The organism is Burkholderia sp. JP2-270 (genome assembly GCF_003233675.1).
GTDB classification, from domain to species: Bacteria; Pseudomonadota; Gammaproteobacteria; order Burkholderiales; family Burkholderiaceae; genus Burkholderia; species Burkholderia pyrrocinia_C.
Genome location: NZ_CP029825.1, coordinates 2,697,546 through 2,716,283 on the forward strand (window position 1 = coordinate 2,697,546; position 18,738 = coordinate 2,716,283).

16 protein-coding genes and 2 pseudogenes are annotated in these 18,738 nt (G+C 67.9%); 12 read left to right on the top strand and 6 right to left on the bottom strand.

What is annotated here, in order from left to right; translation table 11 throughout:
- Nucleotides 1–82 precede the first annotated feature (82 nt).
- A pseudogene (locus DM992_RS30335) lies at nt 83–700 on the bottom strand (TolC family protein); the annotation flags it as partial.
- Between DM992_RS30335 and DM992_RS30340 the strand changes: the two are divergent.
- Nucleotides 678–1,052: pseudogene (locus tag DM992_RS30340) on the top strand (CerR family C-terminal domain-containing protein); the annotation flags it as partial. The pseudogenes DM992_RS30335 and DM992_RS30340 sit on opposite strands and share 23 nt — an antisense overlap.
- A 27-nt stretch (nt 1,053–1,079) precedes the next feature.
- Here DM992_RS30340 and DM992_RS30345 read toward each other — a convergent pair.
- Together DM992_RS30345 and DM992_RS30350 are read right to left on the bottom strand one after the other, a co-directional pair.
- A complete protein-coding gene (locus DM992_RS30345; RefSeq protein WP_111019868.1) occupies nt 1,080–3,542 on the bottom strand; it encodes a mechanosensitive ion channel domain-containing protein in 2,463 nt (820 codons plus the stop codon).
- A gap of 361 nt (nt 3,543–3,903) precedes the next feature.
- On the bottom strand, nt 3,904–4,863 hold the full coding sequence (locus DM992_RS30350; RefSeq protein WP_111020481.1) for an LLM class oxidoreductase: 960 nt from the start codon (nt 4,861–4,863) through the stop codon (nt 3,904–3,906).
- 197 nt (nt 4,864–5,060) lie between these two features.
- On the opposite strand from DM992_RS30350, the gene DM992_RS30355 reads away from it, so the two are divergent.
- Nucleotides 5,061–5,459 (top strand): lysozyme inhibitor LprI family protein, encoded by a 399-nt coding sequence (locus DM992_RS30355; protein WP_111019869.1) that lies wholly within the window; start codon nt 5,061–5,063, stop codon nt 5,457–5,459.
- Between the two features lie 22 nt (nt 5,460–5,481).
- Here DM992_RS30355 and DM992_RS30360 read toward each other — a convergent pair whose 3' ends face one another.
- On the bottom strand, nt 5,482–5,745 hold the full coding sequence (locus DM992_RS30360; RefSeq protein ID WP_239511383.1) for a GNAT family N-acetyltransferase: 264 nt from the start codon (nt 5,743–5,745) through the stop codon (nt 5,482–5,484).
- A 1,235-nt stretch (nt 5,746–6,980) separates the two neighbouring features.
- Here DM992_RS30360 and DM992_RS30370 point away from each other — a divergent pair.
- The 4 genes from DM992_RS30370 (at nt 6,981) to DM992_RS30385 (ending at nt 10,569) form a co-directional block, all read left to right on the top strand.
- Nucleotides 6,981–7,877, top strand: coding sequence for an NAD-dependent protein deacetylase (locus tag DM992_RS30370; protein WP_111019870.1), 897 nt, complete (start codon nt 6,981–6,983; stop codon nt 7,875–7,877).
- Nucleotides 7,874–8,515 carry a DUF938 domain-containing protein gene (locus DM992_RS30375; protein ID WP_111019871.1) on the top strand — a complete coding sequence of 214 codons (642 nt, stop codon included), beginning with the start codon at nt 7,874–7,876 and terminating at the stop codon, nt 8,513–8,515. Before DM992_RS30370 ends, DM992_RS30375 begins: the two co-directional genes overlap by 4 nt.
- Before the next feature lie 97 nt (nt 8,516–8,612).
- Nucleotides 8,613–10,025: an NADP-dependent phosphogluconate dehydrogenase gene (gene gndA, locus DM992_RS30380; RefSeq protein WP_111019872.1), complete on the top strand. Its 1,413-nt coding sequence runs from the start codon at nt 8,613–8,615 to the stop codon at nt 10,023–10,025.
- A 199-nt stretch (nt 10,026–10,224) separates the two neighbouring features.
- The gene (locus DM992_RS30385; RefSeq protein WP_034180037.1) at nt 10,225–10,569 is read left to right on the top strand and encodes a DUF4148 domain-containing protein; all 345 of its coding nucleotides are present in this window, start codon (nt 10,225–10,227) and stop codon (nt 10,567–10,569) included.
- A 112-nt stretch (nt 10,570–10,681) separates the two neighbouring features.
- Here the strand turns inward: DM992_RS30385 and DM992_RS30390 are convergent, their stop codons facing one another.
- Nucleotides 10,682–11,002, bottom strand: coding sequence for a hypothetical protein (locus DM992_RS30390; RefSeq protein ID WP_111020482.1), 321 nt, complete (start codon nt 11,000–11,002; stop codon nt 10,682–10,684).
- 422 nt (nt 11,003–11,424) lie between these two features.
- On the opposite strand from DM992_RS30390, the gene DM992_RS30395 reads away from it, so the two are divergent.
- Nucleotides 11,425–12,156, top strand: a complete 732-nt coding sequence (locus DM992_RS30395; RefSeq protein ID WP_111019873.1) for a peptidoglycan DD-metalloendopeptidase family protein — start codon at nt 11,425–11,427, stop codon at nt 12,154–12,156.
- A gap of 58 nt (nt 12,157–12,214) precedes the next feature.
- Here the strand turns inward: DM992_RS30395 and DM992_RS30400 are convergent, their stop codons facing one another.
- Complete coding sequence (locus DM992_RS30400; protein WP_111019874.1) at nt 12,215–12,853, bottom strand: Pr6Pr family membrane protein; 639 nt, start codon at nt 12,851–12,853, stop codon at nt 12,215–12,217.
- A gap of 228 nt (nt 12,854–13,081) precedes the next feature.
- Here DM992_RS30400 and DM992_RS30405 point away from each other — a divergent pair, with 228 nt between their 5' ends.
- The 5 genes from DM992_RS30405 (at nt 13,082) to DM992_RS30430 (ending at nt 18,712) form a co-directional block, all read left to right on the top strand.
- Nucleotides 13,082–13,618, top strand: coding sequence for a cytochrome b (locus DM992_RS30405; RefSeq protein WP_111019875.1), 537 nt, complete (start codon nt 13,082–13,084; stop codon nt 13,616–13,618).
- A 156-nt stretch (nt 13,619–13,774) separates the two neighbouring features.
- Nucleotides 13,775–14,143, top strand: a complete 369-nt coding sequence (locus DM992_RS30410) for a DUF2946 domain-containing protein (protein ID WP_111019876.1) — start codon at nt 13,775–13,777, stop codon at nt 14,141–14,143.
- Nucleotides 14,144–14,226: 83 nt separating this feature from the next.
- Nucleotides 14,227–16,359, top strand: coding sequence for a TonB-dependent copper receptor (locus tag DM992_RS30420; protein WP_111019877.1), 2,133 nt, complete (start codon nt 14,227–14,229; stop codon nt 16,357–16,359).
- A gap of 220 nt (nt 16,360–16,579) precedes the next feature.
- A complete protein-coding gene (locus DM992_RS30425) occupies nt 16,580–17,674 on the top strand; it encodes a triacylglycerol lipase (protein ID WP_111019878.1) in 1,095 nt (364 codons plus the stop codon).
- Between the two features lie 3 nt (nt 17,675–17,677).
- The gene (locus tag DM992_RS30430) at nt 17,678–18,712 is read left to right on the top strand and encodes a lipase secretion chaperone (protein ID WP_111019879.1); all 1,035 of its coding nucleotides are present in this window, start codon (nt 17,678–17,680) and stop codon (nt 18,710–18,712) included.
- The last annotated feature ends 26 nt before the right edge of the window (nt 18,713–18,738 follow it).

Consider the following 18,738-nt stretch of genomic DNA (forward strand, 5'->3'; position numbering starts at 1 on the left):
AAGGAACGAATAGTGTTGCGCGCGCAATGCGTTATTGCGTGGCGAATGATGCCGCAGTCGTGCATGTATCACGCACGCATCGTCAACCCGCACCCGCCTGCCATCCGAGCCCGAGGCTCTTCTGCAGCGATACGTAATCCTTGATCAGTTCGGCTTGTCCGGCAATCACGTTCTGCTGCACGGACAGCGCTTCGCGTTGCGTGTCGAGCAGGTCGATCATCGACGCGACGCCCGCGCGATAGCGTTCGTCCATCAGCGATCGGGAGTGCACGGCCGACGTTTGCACCTTGGTGAGTGCAACGACGTGCTCGCGCTGGTGCCCATAGCGCTGCAGCACGGTGTTCGCATCCTGCAACGCGCCGAGCACCGCCTTCTGGTAATTCGCTTCCGCTTCGTCGCGCGACGCTTCGGCCGCGCGCACCGCGCCGCGTGTGCGTCCGAAGTCGAGAATGTTCCATTGCAGGTACGGCGCACCGACCCACGTGAAGTTCTGCTTGCGCAACAGGTGGCCGGGGTCCGTCGCTCTGAAGCCGAGATCGCCGGGCAGCGTCACCTTCGGGAAATAGTCGGCGACATGCTCGCCGATCTGCGCATGGCTCGACGCGAGCCGACGCTCGGCCGCGCGAATGTCGGGGCGCTGCTTCAGCAGTGCGGCCGGATCGCCGATTGCGACGCTGCCGCTCAACGACGTGAGCGCCGAACTGATCGGCCGTATCTCGGGGCGGCCGGCGGACGATCCCGTCACGCGGTTGCGCGCGCTGAGCCTGTTCGGGCAGATCACGGTATTCCACATCGCGCAGCGTTCGGCGCTTCAACTGCTCGAATGGGAAGCGTTCGACGGCGAGCGCGCGGTGCTGCTGATCGAGACGATCGCCGACCAGACGCGCGTGCTGCTCGAACAATGGCATGCACAGCGCGACGCGTGTGCCGCTGCTGCTGAAGCCGGTGCGAAGCGGGGGCAGCGTGCAGCGGCGAAACGCACGGCGAAGCCGGGTGCGTCGACGCCCGCGGCGGCAAGCACGCGGCGCGTGAAGAAGCCCGCCGCGCGTTGAGCGCGGCGCATCGTTAGCCGCGGCCGGTCAGCTCGGCTTGCGCTCCGGTTCGCCGGCCGACGGCGGCCGGGCCGCCGTTGCGGCGGCATTGCCGTTGCGGGTGTTGCTGCCGCTTTCGCCTTCGTCCTCGCGTTCGCCGTTGCCTTCCGGCCGCGGTCCATCCGCGTACGCGACGAGGCTGCGTTGCGGATTGGCGATCCGGATGCCGCGTTCACGGAACGTCTCCGCGATCCGCCGGTTGAATTCACGCTGCACGCTCCAGCGCGTCGAGTCCGTGCACTGCATTTGCCCCGCGAGCGCAACGGCCGCGCCGTCGACCTGGTCGATGCCCCAGTAGCTGAAGTCGGACAGGATGCCGTCGTGGTACTTCGGATCGTCGCGCAATGCGGTGCCGATCTCCTTGAGCGTCGCGATCGCGCGATCGATGTCTTCGCCGTACGCGATGCTGACCTTGACGGCCGCGTTGCCGAGCCCGCGATTCGTATTGTTGACGGTCGTCACCGAGCTGAACGGAATCGTGTACAGCGACCCGTCGCCCGCGCGCAGCCGCACGGTGCGGATCGACAGGTATTCGACCGTGCCCGATACGCCGGCGAGCGTGACCCAGTCGCCGACCTGCATCGCGTTTTCCATCAGCAGGAAGATCCCGGTGATGAAATCCTGCACGAGCTTCTGCGAGCCGAAGCCGAGCGCGACGCCGAAGATGCTGGCGCCGGCCAGCAGCGGGCCGACGTTTACGCCGAGTTCGCTGAGGCCCGTCAGCACGACGACCAGCGCGATCATCACGAACAGCAGCGAGCGCAGCATCGGCAGCAGCGTGCGCAGCCGCGCCGCGCGCACGAGATTGCCTTCGCGAGTCCAGCGCTGCAGGCGGCGCTCGATCGCGATGTTCGCGGCTTCCCATACGACGAGCGCGACGATGGCCGCGATCGCGATCGTCACCAGCGCCGACGCGAGCCGGTGGCCGATCGTGCCGGTCTCGAACGCGCGGAAGATCGGCACACCCCAGATCTGCAGCAACAGCACGACCGTCACGATGCCGATCGCGCCCGATACGATCCGGCGCAGCAGCGGGTAGTAGCGGTACGCATGCAGATGGACGAGCGTGCGGTCTTCGTCGCGGCGCTGGAACAGCCGCGCGAGCGCGCCGAACACGACGATCGACACGATCCGCATGCCGATCATCGCGGCGATCGAACGGCCGCCGAGCGTGATCAGCACGCGGTAGCCGTTGTGGACGTCGAGCGCCCACACGAACCACAGTGCCATCACGATGAATACCGACACGGGAGCCCAGGCGTCCGCGAGCGCGTTGCCGATTACCGCGAAGGTCGGCCGGTCCGCGCCGGCTGCGCGGATCCGCGCGGCGACCGGCCGGCGGCACTGCAGGATCAGAGCCGCGATCATCACGTGTCCGACGAGCGCGACCGCTTTCAGCAGCGCGACGTGACCGGCCTCGCTGAGGCCGATGTTCGCGGCGATCTCGACCGCGGCCGTGCACACGCCGACCACGATCACGATCCGCGCGATCGAGCGTTGCGCGAAGTCGGCCCATGCATCGCTGATGTGCAGCAGCCGCAATTGCCGCGCATCGGGCTGGAAGAACAGCCGGCTGACGATCGTGACGAGCCGGCCGATCACGTAGATGTCGATCAGCGATTCGAGCGCGGATTCGATCGGTGTGCCTGCGTCGCCGATCATCGACATCGTCAGGCTCGCGACGCCGACGAACACGAGCAGCGGCACCGCGCGCAGCGCGAGGCTGACGAGCGCGCGCGGCATCCGGTGCAGCAGCGTGGTGTGGCGCTGCGCGTCGCCGCGGCCTTGCGATGATGTGGGGGCCGCGTCGGGCGGAGCGGATGATTCCGGCGGCGGCGCGTTGTCGTCGTCGGACGCGACGGCATCGGGCGAGGAGCCGCGCGCCGAGTCGGCGCGCCGTGCGGCCAGCGCGGCCAGCGCGCGCCGCAGCAGCCGCTTCGCGAACCATTCGAACAGGACCGCGGGCACGAGCACGGCGACGATGATCCAGATCGCGTGCGCGAGATCCGCGCGCTCGTCGGCGCGCACCAGCCTGTCATGCCACCAGCTTCCGACCGAGCCGACATCGAGCAGCGAGCGCAGCGATTCCTTCAGTGCGCTGCCGATTTCGGTGGTCCAGCGCGCCCCCTGGCGGACGAGCATCGATGCGAGCCCGTTCGACGTGAGCGCGGCAGGCGCGGCGGCAGCCGACGCGCCGCCGGCCGCGGCCGCTTCGCTCGCGGCGGCCGCGGGCGCGCTCAATGCGCCGACGGCCGCGATCGCACGCAGCGTCGTTTCGACCTGGGCGCGCTGGCGCGGGTTCTCGAGCACGTCGAGTGCCTGTCGGGCCTGTTGCGGCGTCAGCGCGGGCGCGGTGCCGGAGGCGGCCGACGCGGCGGCCGGTGCGGGAGCGGCCGCGTGCGCGGCCGAGACGACGGCGGCGAGTAGCCAGCCGAGGAGGAAATGTCGCATGGGTAGGCATGCGGGCGCGCATCGGCGCGCGGCCCGCGGGGCTGATCGATGGACGGAAGTTAACATGATCGCGATCGGAACCGAATAGTTCCATCGACGAATATTCGAATCGGGCATACGCGAGGCAGCGCGGGCGTTTGCGGCTTGTTCGTGCCTGCAGGCAGTCCGATATGTGGACACGTCCTTCTTATCGAATCGTAAGCGTCCTGTAACGCGTGCTCGTTGGCGATCCGGTGTGCAGATGGGAACCGGTTTTTGAGCGCGAATGGCGCGTCGTTACGCGAGCGTCCGCCCGATCGTGAACAAACGACGATCAACACGACACGCACGTCGCATGTAGTGGCTTCGTATTCCTGACTAATCACGCATGCCCGTCGTGAAAAACCGGCAGCACATGCTCGGCGAGTTCTTCGATGACCTCGCGCACGGGCCGGTCCGATCCCGGATTCAGCGTGACGTGATGCGTGCCCGCCGCGCGCATGTCCTGCAGGATGCCGACCAATGCGCGGCGCCCGGTGGCATAACCGAGCGTCAGCGCGGTGGCCGGCGTATCGGGATGCGCGGCGAGGTCGAGCCGCATCGACACGCCGAACGCGCGAAAGGCCGGCGACGCGAGCCGGTCGACCGCCGCGCGCCACATCGAATAGCGGGCGCGCTGCGTGTCCGGATCGCGGTGGTACGTCATCCAGCCGATCGAATGCCGCGCGATCCAGTCGACGCTCTGTCCGCCCGAGCCGACCGCGAGCATCGGCACCGCGTCGTCGCGGCGCGGCAGCAGCGTGAATTCAGGCGCGTCGGGTGGCGCTTCGTCGGGCAGCACGCGCGACGGTATGCCGAGCGCGGCCGCGACGACGTCCCAGTGTTCGCGATAGCGGTCGCGCCGCGTTTCCGCATCGACGCCGAACGCAGCGTATTCAGGCGGCCGGTCGCCGGAGCCGAGCCCGAGGATGAAGCGTCCGCCCGACAGCGTCGCGACCGACAGCGCGCCTTTCGCGATATGCAGCGGATGACGCAGCGGCAGCACGATCGCGCCGCTGGCGAGCGCGATCCGGCGCGTGCGCGACGCCAGTGCACCGAGCAGCACCCACGGGTCGAGGTGGCCGACCGGGTCGGGATAGTCGGCGCTGTTCAGCGGCACGTCGCGAATCCACAGCGCGCGAAAGCCGAGCGTATCGGCAAGCGCCGCGAGTTCGAGCTGTTCGTTGAAGTCGGCGACGATATTGCCGCTCCGAAGCAGCGGCAGCGTGAGGCCGATCGACAACTGCCCGGCCGAAAAGACGCGGCGTGCGACGTCGGCGCGGGCGGGGGCGTGCGTGGTCATGTCGAATTCCTGGATGCGGTGCAAGGCGAACGCGCGGCGTTCGGTGTCCGAATGCTAGCGTGTTTGCACGCTCGCTGCGAAACACGGCATGCGCTGAACCCGGTTGAGCGTAACCGGATGACATCGAGGTGGCGAGGGGCGTGTGAGCAGCGGGTCGGGCATAATCAGCGCCTTCTGTCATTGAGTAACGAATCCGGATGAATGCACTTCGACAAATGGTGGTTGGTCTGACGGCGAGTGCGGCGCTCTCCGTGGCTGCGTCAGGTGCGTTCGCAGACGAAGCGGCGAGTGCCGATATCTGCAAGACCGCCGAGGAAACGGGCTATACGGCCGATATCCGCAATTGCCTCAGCCTGAAATACGACGCAGCTGACAGGCGTTTGAATGCCGTCTATAAGACGAAGATGGCGAGCCTGGACGCGGAGGGTAAGTCAAGGTTGCGCAACGACGAGCGCCGCTGGCTCAAGACGCGGGACACAACGTGTGCCGAGTCGCGGCAGCCCGACGCGGGTGGCACGCTTGCGCTGGTGGAGCGTGACAGTTGCTTCGTCGACGAAACCGAACGTCGGGTTAAGGCTATCGAAGCCTTTCGTTAATGTGCCCGCGCCGAGCACGGCGCTATGCGATCCGCAGCGTCATGCCGCGCAGCGCGAGGCCCAGGCGTGACGCCACGCGTTGCGACGCACGGTTGTCGCTGTCGGTGCTGTAGGACAGCGTGCGCGAGCGAAGCGACGGCAGCCGCGACCATGCGGCGGTGACGGCGGCCGTCAGGCCGCGTCCCCGAAACGCCGGGGCGGTCGCGCGACCCAGTTCGGCGCCGACATCGGATAGCCGCGCAGCGAACGCGACCGGCACGACCTCGCCGTCGACGAGGCCGCGCACCGCGGCGCCGACAGATCGGCGGCGCTTCGAAAACCCGTCGAGAACAGCTCGTCGGGCATCCCGTGCGTGGACAGCGATTGCCGCAGTTGCCTGCCCGCGTCGCTGTCGCCATCGATCAGCGCGATGCGTACATCCATGTCGAATCCGAGCGCGCGCGGCAGTCGATATCCAGCCAGTCTTTTGCGTCAGGCATGCGTCGAGTGCGGTTTTCCGGTCAGGCGGCGGGAGCCGCGCGAAGGGCGCAGGGCCAGGCGAGCACGTCCGATCGTGCGTGCGCCGCCGCTGTCGGGCGATTGTAAGACGACTGGCGGCGGTGCGGCGCGCGAAGAAACTACGTCGCGATGTCGGCCCGGTGCCGGTGCGGCAAGCCGGCAGGCAAGGCCGCCCGTCGTCGATCCGGCGGGCGTTTCAGTTTCGAAACGTTCGCGTTCCTCGCCGGTGCGCGATCCCCGTCGACGGCTTTGCATCGGCCCGCCCGGCCTTGCGGCATGGAGCTTGGTGCGCTCCTTGCATATCAGTGCGTGCCGGGAGTGCGATCGCAGGCGCAGTCGGCCCTGCGATCGCTTCAGTGGGTCGGATGTATCGAATACGGGGACAAGAGAATGAAAAGAGACCGAATCGCAACGTGTCATGTTGCAAATATGAATCGCCGACCTGCCAGGGTATTCGCTTCGCCGTTGATCGCGGCGACGTGAGCGCGCGGCTTTCCGTTCCATCCGAGCAGTCGGGTTCGTTCTGAACGACGACGTGCATGCGTGACGCACGAGGCCGACCGGTGACGGTCGGCCGTCGGGGATGACCCGCGAATGCATGCGGATGGCCCGGGCCTGGATCCCGGATCGTCATTTCGCGGCGCAACGCGAGTCGTGGCGCGGCGGATGCGTTCGCGCGCCGCGCATTGCGTCGGCGTGACGGGCCCGAAGAACCGGATAGCACGGGAAAGCCGGTGGCGCAACGATGCGTGCGGCATCGCGGAACATGCGTAGTCCAGGGGAAGCGTTCGCCATTCTCAGCGCGGCGGACGCCGCAATATTGTGCTGTCAGTTGATCCACTACCCCGATGGATCAATTGTTGAAGCGCCCATCGCCGAGCGGCGATGGGCGTCTTTTTTTGTGCGCGGGTTTGCCGTGCGTGGCACCGGCCGGATCGCGCGGCGTTCTGTATCATGTGCTGGCGCGCGGGCCGCTCGTGCGGTCGCACGGCTTGCCGGCGCGCCCGCTCACGCGTTGCCAACATGAACGATCAAGCCTTGCACGACCCCTCATCCGCTTGTGTCGAGCCAACCGCGCTCGACGCGCTGCACACGTTTGTCGAGCGTCATCCGCGCCTGCTCGTGCTGACCGGCGCGGGCATCAGCACCGATTCCGGCATTCCCGGCTATCGCGACCGCAATGGCCGATGGATGCGCTCGCCGCCGATCCAGCTCAACGAATTCCTCGGCTCCGACGCGGCGCGGCGACGCTACTGGGCGCGCAGCATGATCGGCTGGCCCGTCGTCGGCCGCGCGCAGCCGAACCGGTCGCACGTCGCGCTGGCGCGGCTCGGCCGCGCGGGCCGGATCGAGCGCCTCGTCACGCAGAATGTCGACGGCCTGCATCAGCGCGCGGGCAGCGATGACGTGATCGAGCTGCACGGCGGGATCAACGGCGTGACGTGCCTCGAATGCGGGGCGCATCATGCGCGCGCGACGATCCAGACCGTGCTCGAAGCCGACAATCCCGATCTGCTGGGCGCGCAGGCCGAGCCGGCTGCCGACGGCGACGCGCACCTCGAATGGGCGGCGCTCGACACGTTCCGCATCCCGGCGTGCCCCGCGTGCGGCGGCCTGCTGAAGCCGGCGGTCGTGTTCTTCGGCGAGAACGTGCCGCGCGAGCGCGTGACGCTGGCCGCGCAGGCGCTTGATGCGGCCGATGCATTGCTCGTCGTCGGGTCGTCGCTGATGGTGTATTCCGGGTACCGCTTCTGCGTGTGGGCGCAGGCGCAGCACAAGCCGGTCGCCGCGCTCAATCTCGGCCATACGCGCGCCGATCCGATGCTGACGCTGAAGGTCGAGGCGCAGTGCGCACCGGCGCTCGACGCACTCACCGCGCGGCTGGGCCTCGCGGGCAACGCACCGGAGCACGCATCGTGAGCGGCCCGACACCTTCGCCCGATCCGTCAGCGCGACTGTCGGCGCCGGCGGCCGAACGCAATCGCGGGCCGATCCTCGACGTGTTGCGCCGCGTGCTGCCGACGACCGGCAGCGTGCTCGAAATCGCGAGCGGCACGGGGCAGCACGTCGTCCATTTCGCCCAGGCGCTGCCGGGCCTGCGCTGGCAGCCGAGCGATCCCGACGCGCACGCGCGGCGCTCGATCGCCGCGTGGATCGCGCATGCGGGCGTCGCGAACGTCGCCGGGCCTCTGGCGTTCGACGTGCGCGACGCGTCGTGGCCGGCCGACGCGCTCGATGCGATCGTCTGCATCAACATGATTCACATCTCGCCGTGGGCCTGCACCGACGCGCTGTTCGCGGGCGCGTCGCGCCTGCTGCAGCCGGGCGGCGTGCTGTTCCTGTACGGCCCGTACCGTCGTGAGGGCCGGCATACGGCGCCGTCGAACGAAGCATTCGACCTGCAGTTGCGAAGCCGCGACCCGTCGTGGGGCGTGCGCGATCTCGAAGCCGTCGTCGCGCTGGGACTCGATCGCGGGCTCGACTGCATCGAGGTCGTCGAGATGCCGGCGAACAACCTGAGCGTCGTGTTCCGGCGGCTTCCGCACGCGGAGCAATGACACGCAAGCGCGCATCGCCGCCGGGTTTCCACTATCCTTTCGCCTGTGCGCGCGACCCGATTCGGGTCGCGCCCTGTTTTTTCCGGAGAATTGACTAATGGGCAAGCAAGCAATCGGTGTGATCGGACTCGCGGTGATGGGCCGCAATCTCGCACTCAATATCGAGAGCCGCGGTTACGCGGTGTCGGTGTACAACCGCAGCCGCGAGAAAACCGACGAACTGGTCGCCGAATTCCCTGGCCGCAATCTGGTGCCGACCTACACGCTCGAGGAGTTCGTCGCGTCGCTCGAGACGCCGCGCCGGATCCTGATGATGGTGAAGGCCGGCGAGGCGACCGATGCGACGATCGCGTCGCTCAAGCCGCTGCTCGAGAAGGGCGACGTGCTGATCGACGGCGGCAATACGCACTTCACCGACACGATCCGCCGCAATCAGGAACTCGCGCAATCGGGCCTGCATTTCATCGGCACCGGCGTGTCGGGCGGCGAAGAGGGCGCGCTGCGCGGCCCGTCGATCATGCCTGGCGGCCAGCGCGACGCGTACGACCTCGTCGAGCCGATCCTCAAGCAGATCGCCGCGAAGGCGCCGTCGGACGGCGAGCCGTGCGTCGCGTACATGGGCCCGGATGGCGCCGGCCACTACGTGAAGATGGTCCACAACGGCATCGAATACGGCGACATGCAGCTGATCGCCGAAAGCTACTCGGTGCTGAAGGACGTCGCGGGCCTGACCAACGACGAGCTCGGCGCGGTGTACACCGAATGGAACCAGGGCGAGCTCGACAGCTACCTGATCGAGATCACATCGAAGATCTTCGGCAAGAAGGACGAAGAGACCGGCAAGCACCTCGTCGACGTGATCCTCGATCGCGCCGCGCAGAAGGGCACCGGCAAGTGGACGAGCCAGAATGCGCTGGATCTCGGCGTGCCGCTGCCGCTCATCACGGAATCGGTGTTCGCGCGCGTGCTGTCGTCGCTGAAGACCGAGCGCGTTGCCGCCAGCAAGATCCTGTCGGGCCCGGCCGCCGCGCCGTTCGACGGCGATCGCGCCGCGTTCGTCGAAGCGGTGCGCCGCGCGCTGTACCTGAGCAAGGTGATCTCGTACGCGCAGGGCTTCGCGCAACTGCGCACGGCATCCGAAGAGTACGGCTGGAATCTCGACCTCGGGACGATCGCGAAAATCTTCCGCGCGGGCTGCATCATCCGCGCGCGCTTCCTGCAGAAGATCACGGATGCTTACGCGAAGGAGCCGGCGCTCGCGAACCTGCTGCTCGATCCGTACTTCCAGGATATCGCCGCGAACTATCAGGCATCGCTGCGCGACGTCGTGGTCGCCGCGGTGAAGGCCGGCGTGCCGGTGCCGGCGTTCGCGTCGGCGGTCGCGTACTTCGACAGCTATCGTTCCGAGCGGCTGCCGGCGAACCTCGTGCAGGCGCAGCGCGACTTCTTCGGCGCGCATACGTTCGAGCGCACCGACAAGCCGGGCAGCTTCCACGCGAACTGGTCGTAACCGGCCAGCGGGGCGCATTGTTGCGAAAATCTATTCTTTGAATAGGGTTTTTCATTCCCGGATGCCGACATTGTTGGCTCCGGGGAAACAGTGTTTTCGCTCTTTCATGGTTTTCCCTAGGGGACGTCGGGACTAAACTCTGTTCCATCGCTGCAGACATGGTGTGTGCGGCGGAGCAAAAAAAATCCCGGAGGTAATCATGAAATCGCTGATCGCAACGTTCGCTGCAGCTGCTGTCCTCGCCGTTCCCGCCGTCTCGTTCGCCCAACAGAATGCGCCCGTTACCCGTGCGCAGGTGAAGGCCGAACTGGTCCAACTGCAACAGGCCGGCTACAAGCTGGGCAGCGACCGCACGGACTACCCGGCAGGCATCCAGGCAGCTGAAGCTCGTGTGAACCCGCAACAGAACGTCGCCGCCGCCGACACGACCGGCTATGGCGCGCAACCGGCCGCCGCGCAGGAATCCGGCGCTCCGGCCGCAGCAAAGACCGGCTGGCAAGTCAAGCGTATCGCTGACGGCGCACCGGTCTACAAGGGTCGTTAATGGCGCGGCCGCCCCGGCGGCCGGACCTGACCCCATGTAGTACAAACAGCCCGTCGTCCCGCTTTGCGGAACGACGGGCTGTTTTCATTTGTGGCGCGTGCCGCGCCGGCGGTCAATGCAGCGGGCGTGTGCCGCGCCCGATCTCCCGGAACAGCGCATCTGCCGGCTCCAGCACCTGCAGCCACGTTTCGTCGTAGCCGCTCAGCGTGTCGAGCGCATCGCGCAGCCGCTCGATCGCGAGGACCGGCAGCTCGACGCTGTGGCGCGTGGCGCCCGTCAGGTGCGCGACGCTCGCCAGCTGGACGAGCGCATCGGCCGCCTCGGCGACGTCGGTCGCGAACAGCAGGTGCCGGTTGAGCAATTCGACCAGGCCGCTGGAACCGGCGAAATCGTCCGCATTGAGCTGCACCGAAAGAAACGTCGCATTGTTCATTGCCATGCTCCTCGTTGTCGTTGGATTACGCTGCGCATCACCGAGTATAGGCGGCGATCGAAGGGGAGAATGTGACGGAGCCGAGACGGCAGACGGCTGCGAGGCGGGCGGAAGACCGGCGGCTGGGCCGCCGGACGGCCCGCGCGGTGCGGTTCGCGGGCCGCCGGCCCGCATCGGCGAGGCCGCAAGATTGTTGCCGGAACCAGCGCCTGTCGAGGTCCTGACCGCGACAAATGGTATCTTTGCCGGTCGGAGCGACGCGAAAAAGGGGCCGGTGAGCCCGTTCGCGCCGACGTTCCGCTGTGGAAACTGACGGCCGCGACAGCGGTCGGATACTGGTTGGTCCGGCCGTCCGGCCGGACATCGTGCGTCGTGCGCCGGAGGGCGGTGGGCGGCGCAACGACGCAAATCCGGGAGGACCCTTGAGAAAAACTATTCCCATCCACGATTCGCTGGCGCGCTGGCTGCCGCAGGCGGCGCTTGTCGCCGCGGCCGTCGCGCTGTCGGGCTGTACGCTGACGCCGTGGACCGACAACTGGCAGCCGGCGCGTTCGTCGGCACCGACGTCGGCCGCGACGCCGGGCGTGATCGCCGGCTATTACCGCGTGAACCCGGGCGACACGCTCGCGGGCATCGCGAACGCCTACGGGCAGCGCGTGCAGGACGTGGCGAGCTGGAACCACATGGCGCCTACCGACGCGGTGTCGCCCGGCCAGGTGCTGCGCGTCGCGCCGCCTGCCGCGACGTCGTTCGGGCAGCCGCCCGCGGCGGCCGCGCAGCCGGGCTCGCTCGCATGGCCGGCCACGGGCGTCGTCACGGCGCCGTTTGCGGCCGGCAAGACGCGCGGCGTCGTGATCGCCGCGTCCGGGCCCGATCGTTCGGTGCGGGCCGCGGCGAACGGGCGGGTGGTCTACGCCGGGTCCGGCGTCAAGGCATACGGCCCGCTCGTGATCCTGAAGCACGACAACGGGCTCATCACGGCCTACGGTCACAACGGCAAGCTGCTCGTCAACGAAGGCGACGCGGTGCGCCAGGGCCAGCCGGTCGCCGAGATGGGCACCGACGCAAGCGGTCGTTCGACGTTCGAGTTCGAAGTCCGCCAGAACGGCAAGGTCGTCGATCCGATGAATTTCCTGCCGCGCAACGGCGGCTGACGAGCCGCATCTCCACGTGTGCGCCGGGCGGCGCACACGCTCCCGCCTTTTTTCGCCTTCATCCTTCCTTCAGCGTCGCGGTGTCGGATTGTCTCGCGTGATTGCCGAGCCAGCGGATGCCCAATGCGAGCGCCGCCGCGCCGAGCGCGATCAGCGAGCACTGGATCGCGACCGGCAGGTAGCCGTGCGGCCGCGGATCGACGAACGGGTAGGGATACCAGTTCTCCAGCGCGCCGCGCACGAGCGTATAGCCGAGATAGACGATCGGAAAGCCGAGCCAAGCGAATGCGCTGCGCCGCGCGATCGGCGAGCGCGGCTCCACGTACAGCCAGTCGCACAGCATGATGAGCGGCACGATCCGGTGCAGCACCCAGTTATTGAACGCAGGTGTGACGTGATGCAGCGCATCGAGGCGTGCGAGCAGCAGTTCGTAGACGATTGCGGTGATCAGCACGTACAGCACGGCCGCACCGCGCATCGATTCGTAGCGGGCCGAGCCGGGACGCGCGATGCACCAGAGTCCCGCGGTCAGCATCGCCGACGCATAGAGGTTGCTCAGTTGCGTGAAATAGCTGAGGAAGTTGCCGAGGTGAATTGCGGGCATGCCCCAGTAGCCGGCGATGCTGTGCAACGTCGTGGACACCGCGAGCAACGCGGCAATCAGCCGGTAGGCCGCAACGAAGAACGCCTTGCTCATGATGCGCGCGCAACGTCGACACCAAAGCTTCATCGTGCCACAGCCGTTCCCGTGCGCGATGCGGATTTTCCATATGGCAGCCGCGCGCGGTGCGCGTTGACGATTCGTCGGATATTTGACCGCGCCGCGGGAAATCGGACGCCCGTGCGGCTACAATCTTGGCAGCTCTGCCGGGCGCGGAGCCCGTTGCGGCATGCGCCCCTCCCCGCATACAACATGAGACGACGCATGAAAAACATCCTCGCGAAACAGACGCGCTACAGCTCGCCGGCGATCTTCTTTCACTGGGCCATCTTCCTGCTGGTGGTGCTGGCGTACCTGGCTATCGAGATCCGCGGGCCGAAAGGCAGCGACAGCCGGGTGTTCTGGATGAACGTGCACCTCACCGCGGGCACGTTCGTGCTCGTGCTGTCGGTGCTGCGCGTGCTGTGGCGGGTCGTCAGCCGCGTGCCGGAAGCCATTCCGCAGGCCGCGCTGCTGCGCTGGCTCTCGAAGCTCGCGCATGTCGCGCTCTACGTGTTCATCATCGCGCAGCCGCTGCTCGGCATCATGATGATCAACCTGGGCGGCAAGCCGGTGTCGCTCGACTGGCTCGGCGTGTCGTTCACGCTGTTCGGCCCCGACAAGGCGCTGCGGCCGACGATCAAGGAAGCGCACGAACTGATCGGCAACGCGTTCTACTTCGTGATCGGCCTGCACGCGCTGGCCACGTTGTACCACCATTTCATCCGGCGCGACGACGTGCTGCGGCGCATGGTGCCCTGAGCGCCGCGCTCCGGACGCGCGCAGCAGGCGGGGGCGCATGGTTGTGTTGACAACCATGCGCCCCCGCTTCGTTTACCGTCAGCCGCGGCTGGCCATCGCGGCGAACATTCTGTAACATCTCGGCTGATTTTACGTTCCGCTTACTCGCCGCCGCACATGCTGCACCGACATCGTCACCTGACCGCCTGGCTTGGCGTGCTCGCGATCTGGTTCGCGATCGCGGCGCCGCTGGTGTCGCAGTGGCGCATCGCGCAGGCGGCCGCGCCCGACACGATCGTCTGCAGTGCAGAGCACGGCGCGCATCGGTCGCCCGATGCGGGCAGCACGCACGATCGTGCGCTGCATCTCGATGCGTGCGGCTATTGCGGATTCTTCGCGCACAGCCCCGCGATCGGCGCGCCTGCCGCCGCGTCGTTCGCTTCCGTTCCCGTCGTTTCCGTTTCCGCCGCCGCGCCGCCAGCCGTCGCGGCGCGCGCCGATCGCTATCCGCGCGCGTATCCACGCGCACCGCCCGAGCGCGCCTGACGCGCTGTCTTCCGTTCTTTCCACCGCCGATATCCGTGCGGCCCGTCGAGGCCGCGTGGAGGGCGTCACTCGGGCTTTCGATCATGACCATTTTCCAGTTGCGTGCGCCGCGGGCGTCACGCAATGCCTGTGCGCGGCGCGTGCCGCGCATGTTGAAACTCACCGTTCCCGCGCTCGCCGTCGGCGCGCTGGCCGCGACCGCCGCCGCGGCCGAAACGGCGCGCGCGGCCGGCGCGCCTGCGGACGAAGCGGCCGCGCTGCTGCCGCCCGTCGAGGTCGTCGCGTCGCCGCTGACGACGCCGCTCGTCGTCGTCACGGATCCGAAGGCGCCGCGCCAGCCGCTGCCCGCCAGCGACGGTGCGGATTACCTGAAGACGATCCCCGGCTTCACGTCGATCCGCAGCGGCGGTACGAACGGCGACCCCGTGCTGCGCGGGATGTTCGGTTCACGGTTGAATATCCTGGCGAACGGGATGCCGACGCTCGGCGCCTGCCCGAACCGGATGGATGCGCCGACGTCGTACATCGCGCCGGAAAGCTATGACAAGGTCACCGTCGTGAAGGGGCCGCAGACCGTGCTGTACGGTCCCGGCGCGTCGGCCGGCACCGTGCTGTTCGAGCGCGTGACACCGCGTTTCGACAAGCCGGGCATGCGTTTCGAGGGCAGCCTCGTCGGCGGCTCGTTCGGCCGTAACGACCAGAACCTCGACCTGACGGCCGGCACGCCGGACGTCTATGGCCGCGTGACCGCAAACCACGCGCATTCGCAGGACTACAAGGACGGCAACGGCAACACGGTGCCGTCGCAGTGGGACAAGTGGAACGCCGATGCTGCGCTCGGCTGGACGCCCGACGATCACACGCGGGTCGAACTGACGGCCGGCACGGGCGACGGCTACGCGAAGTATGCGGGCCGCGGGATGGACGGCGCGCATTTCCGCCGCGAGACGTTCGGCCTGTCGTTCGACAAACGGCATCTCGGCGACGTGCTCGACCGGATCGAGGCGCGTGTGTACTACAACGAAGCCGACCACGTGATGGACAACTACACGTTGCGGCAGCCCGATCCGACCAGCAGCATGCCGATGCGCATGGCGTCGGAGGTGCGGCGCCGCACGTTCGGCGCGCGCGCGGCCGCAACGTTTCGTTTCGGCGACGACTTCAAGCTCGTGACGGGCGTCGACGCGCAATCGAACCGGCTCGATTCGCGTTCGGCGATGGGGCGGCAGAACTACGGCGATCAGCCGTGGGATGCGCAGGCGACGATGTGGAACGCGGGTGCGTTCGGCGAGCTGACGTGGTACGCGAGCGACGTGTCGCGCGTGATCGGCGGCGCGCGTGTCGACTACGCGAGCGCACGCGACAAGCGCGCGACGACCAGCGGCATGATGACGAGCAAACCGAACCCGACCTTCGACGACGACCGTGCGCGCGTGCTGCCGAGCGGCTTCGTGCGCTACGAGCGCGATCTCGCGTCGCTGCCCGTCACGTGGTACGCGGGGATCGGTCATGCGGAGCGCTATCCCGACTACTGGGAGCTGTTCTCCGCGAAGCGCGGGCCGGCCGGTTCGCTCAACGCATTCTCGGCGGTGCAGCCGGAGAAGACCACGCAGATCGACATCGGCGCGCAATACAAGAGCGACCGGTTCGATGCGTGGGTGTCGGCTTACGCAGGCTACGTGCAGGACTTCATCCTGTTCAACTACGCGGCCGGCATGATGGGCCCGACCACGCAGGCGACCAACGTCAATGCGCAGATCATGGGCGGCGAAGCAGGCGTGTCGTGGCGGCCGATTGCGCCGCTGCGCGTCGAGACGTCGCTCGCGTATGCATGGGGGCGCAACGTGGCGAGCGGCGATCCGCTGCCGCAGATGCCGCCGCTCGAGGCGCGCATCGGGCTCGAATACACGCGCGGAGCGTGGTCGGCCGGCGGCCTGTGGCGGATCGTTGCGCCGCAGCATCGTTATGCCCTGAATGAGGGCAACGTCGTCGGCAAGGACTTCGGCCCGAGCGCCGGATTCGGCGTGCTGTCGCTGCATACGCAATACAACGTCAGCAAGACCGTGCAGGTCTCGGTCGGCGTCGACAACGTGCTGAACAAGGCCTACACCGAGCATCTGAACCTCGCCGGCAACGCCGGCTTCGGCTATCCGGCGAACGCGCCGGTGATGGAGCCGGGCCGTACCGCATGGGTACGCGTGAGCGCAAAGCTGTAGCGCGTTGTGCGTGTGCGTTGCAGCATGCGCGCGCATGAACGCGGCCCCGCCCGAACGGGCGGGGCGCGTCAAGCGATTAGAGAACCGTGTCTAGTCAGGGCGCAAACGTTGGCCACTCGTGATTCACTCCCGCAATCGACGGTCACGGCGCACGCGAGGGCGCCGCGTGCGTCGATTCGATTTCGTTCGCACCGGCAGCACAATAATCAGGAGAACATGCATGGCCAGATCGATGCGTTCCAGGGTGGTGGCAGGGGCAGTGGCATGCGCGATGAGCGTTGCGCCGTTCGCGGGGACGACCGCGGTGATGACGCTCGCGACGACACGCGCGGCGATGGCGGCGATCGCGCCCGCCGACGACTACGCGGCGACGCGTTATCCGATCATCCTCGTGCACGGGCTCACGGGCACCGACAAGTACGCGGGCGTGCTCGAGTACTGGTACGGCATCCAGGAAGACTTGCAGCAGCATGGCACGACCGTCTACGTCGCGAACCTGTCGGGCTTCCAGAGCGACGACGGGCCGAACGGGCGCGGCGAACAGCTGCTCGCTTACGTGAAGACGGTGCTGGCCGCGACGGGCGCGACCAAGGTCAATCTCGTCGGTCACAGCCAGGGCGGGCTCACGTCGCGTTATGTCGCAGCCGTCGCGCCCGATCTCGTCGCGTCGGTGACGACGATCGGCACGCCGCATCGCGGCTCCGAGTTCGCCGACTTCGTGCAGAGCGTGCTCGCATACGATCCGACCGGGCTTTCGTCATCGATCATCGCCGCGTTCGTCAATGTGTTCGGAATCCTGACTAGCAGCAGCCACAACACGAACCAGGACGCGCTCGCGTCGCTGAAGACGCTGACGACCGCGCAGGCCGCCACGTACAACCAGAACTATCCGAGCGCGGGCCTTGGCGCACCGGGAAGTTGCCAGACCGGCGCATCGACGGAAACCGTCGGCGGCAACACGCATCTGCTGTATTCGTGGGCCGGCACGGCGATCCAGCCGACGCTCTCCGTGCTCGGCATGACGGGCGCGACGGACACGAGCACGATTCCGCTCGTCGATCCGGCGAACTCGCTCGACCTGTCCACGCTCGCGCTGTTCGGCACGGGCACGGTGATGATCAACCGCGGCTCGGGCCAGAACGACGGGCTCGTATCGAAGTGCAGCGCGCTGTACGGCAAGGTGCTGAGCACGAGCTACAAGTGGAACCATATCGACGAGATCAACCAGTTGCTCGGCGTGCGAGGTGCGTATGCGGAAGATCCGGTCGCGGTGATCCGCACGCATGCGAACCGGCTGAAACTGGCGGGCGTGTAATCGATGACGGCACGTGAAGGGCGCGCGCCGCTGGTGCGGCGCGCTGCGGTCTATGGTGTCGTGGGGCTGGCGGCGATCGCCGGCGTCGCGATGTGGAGCGGTGCGGGATGGCATCGCGGTACGGGTAGCGCCGGCGAGCCGCCCGAAGCCGCGGCGGTGGGCGGCGTGGCTGCGGCACCGCCGCAGGCCGCCGCGCTGGCGAGCGCGGGCCTGCCGTCGTCGCTGGCCGGTTCCAGCGCGCCGCGGCTGCCGCTCGATGCCGGCGGCCATCTCGCGAAGGTGCGCGCGGTACGCGATTTTTTCGATTACTGCCTGACCGCGCAGAGCGATCTCAGTGCGGTCGCGCTCGATGCGCTCGTCGTGCGCGAGATTGCCGCGCAGCTCGATGCCACGGCCGCGCAGGCCGACGCGCTCGACGTGTGGCGCCGGTATCGTGCGTATCTCGACGCGCTCGCGAAACTGCGCGATGCCGGCGCGGTCGACAAGTCCGACCTGGGCGCGCTGCAGCTCGCGCTCGACCAGCGCGCGTCGATCGCGTATCGCACGCTTGGCGACTGGAGCCAGCCGTTCTTCGGCGCGGAGCAGTGGCGGCAGCGCTACGATCTCGCACGGCTGAAGGTCGCGCAGGATCGCACGCTGACCGATGCACAGAAGGCCGAACGGCTCGCGGCGCTCGAGCAGCAGATGCCGGCCGACGAACGCGCGGCGCAGCAGCGGGTCGACCGGCAGCGGGCCGCAATCGACCAGATCGCGCAGTTACAGAAGAGCGGGGCGACGCCCGATGCGATGCGCGCGCAACTGACGCAGACGCTCGGGCCCGAGGCCGCGGCACGCGTCGCGCAGATGCAGCAGGACGACGCATCGTGGCAGAGCCGCTACGCGGACTATGCGGCGCAGCGTGCGCAGATCGAGTCGGCCGGTTTGTCGCCGAAGAACCGCGACGCGCAAATTGCCGCTTTGCAGCAGCGCGTGTTCACAAAGCCCGGCGAAGCGGTGCGCGCGGCGTCGCTCGATCGCGGCGCGGGTGCCGCGAAATAACGCGGGCAGCGCTGCGTGTGACCGAC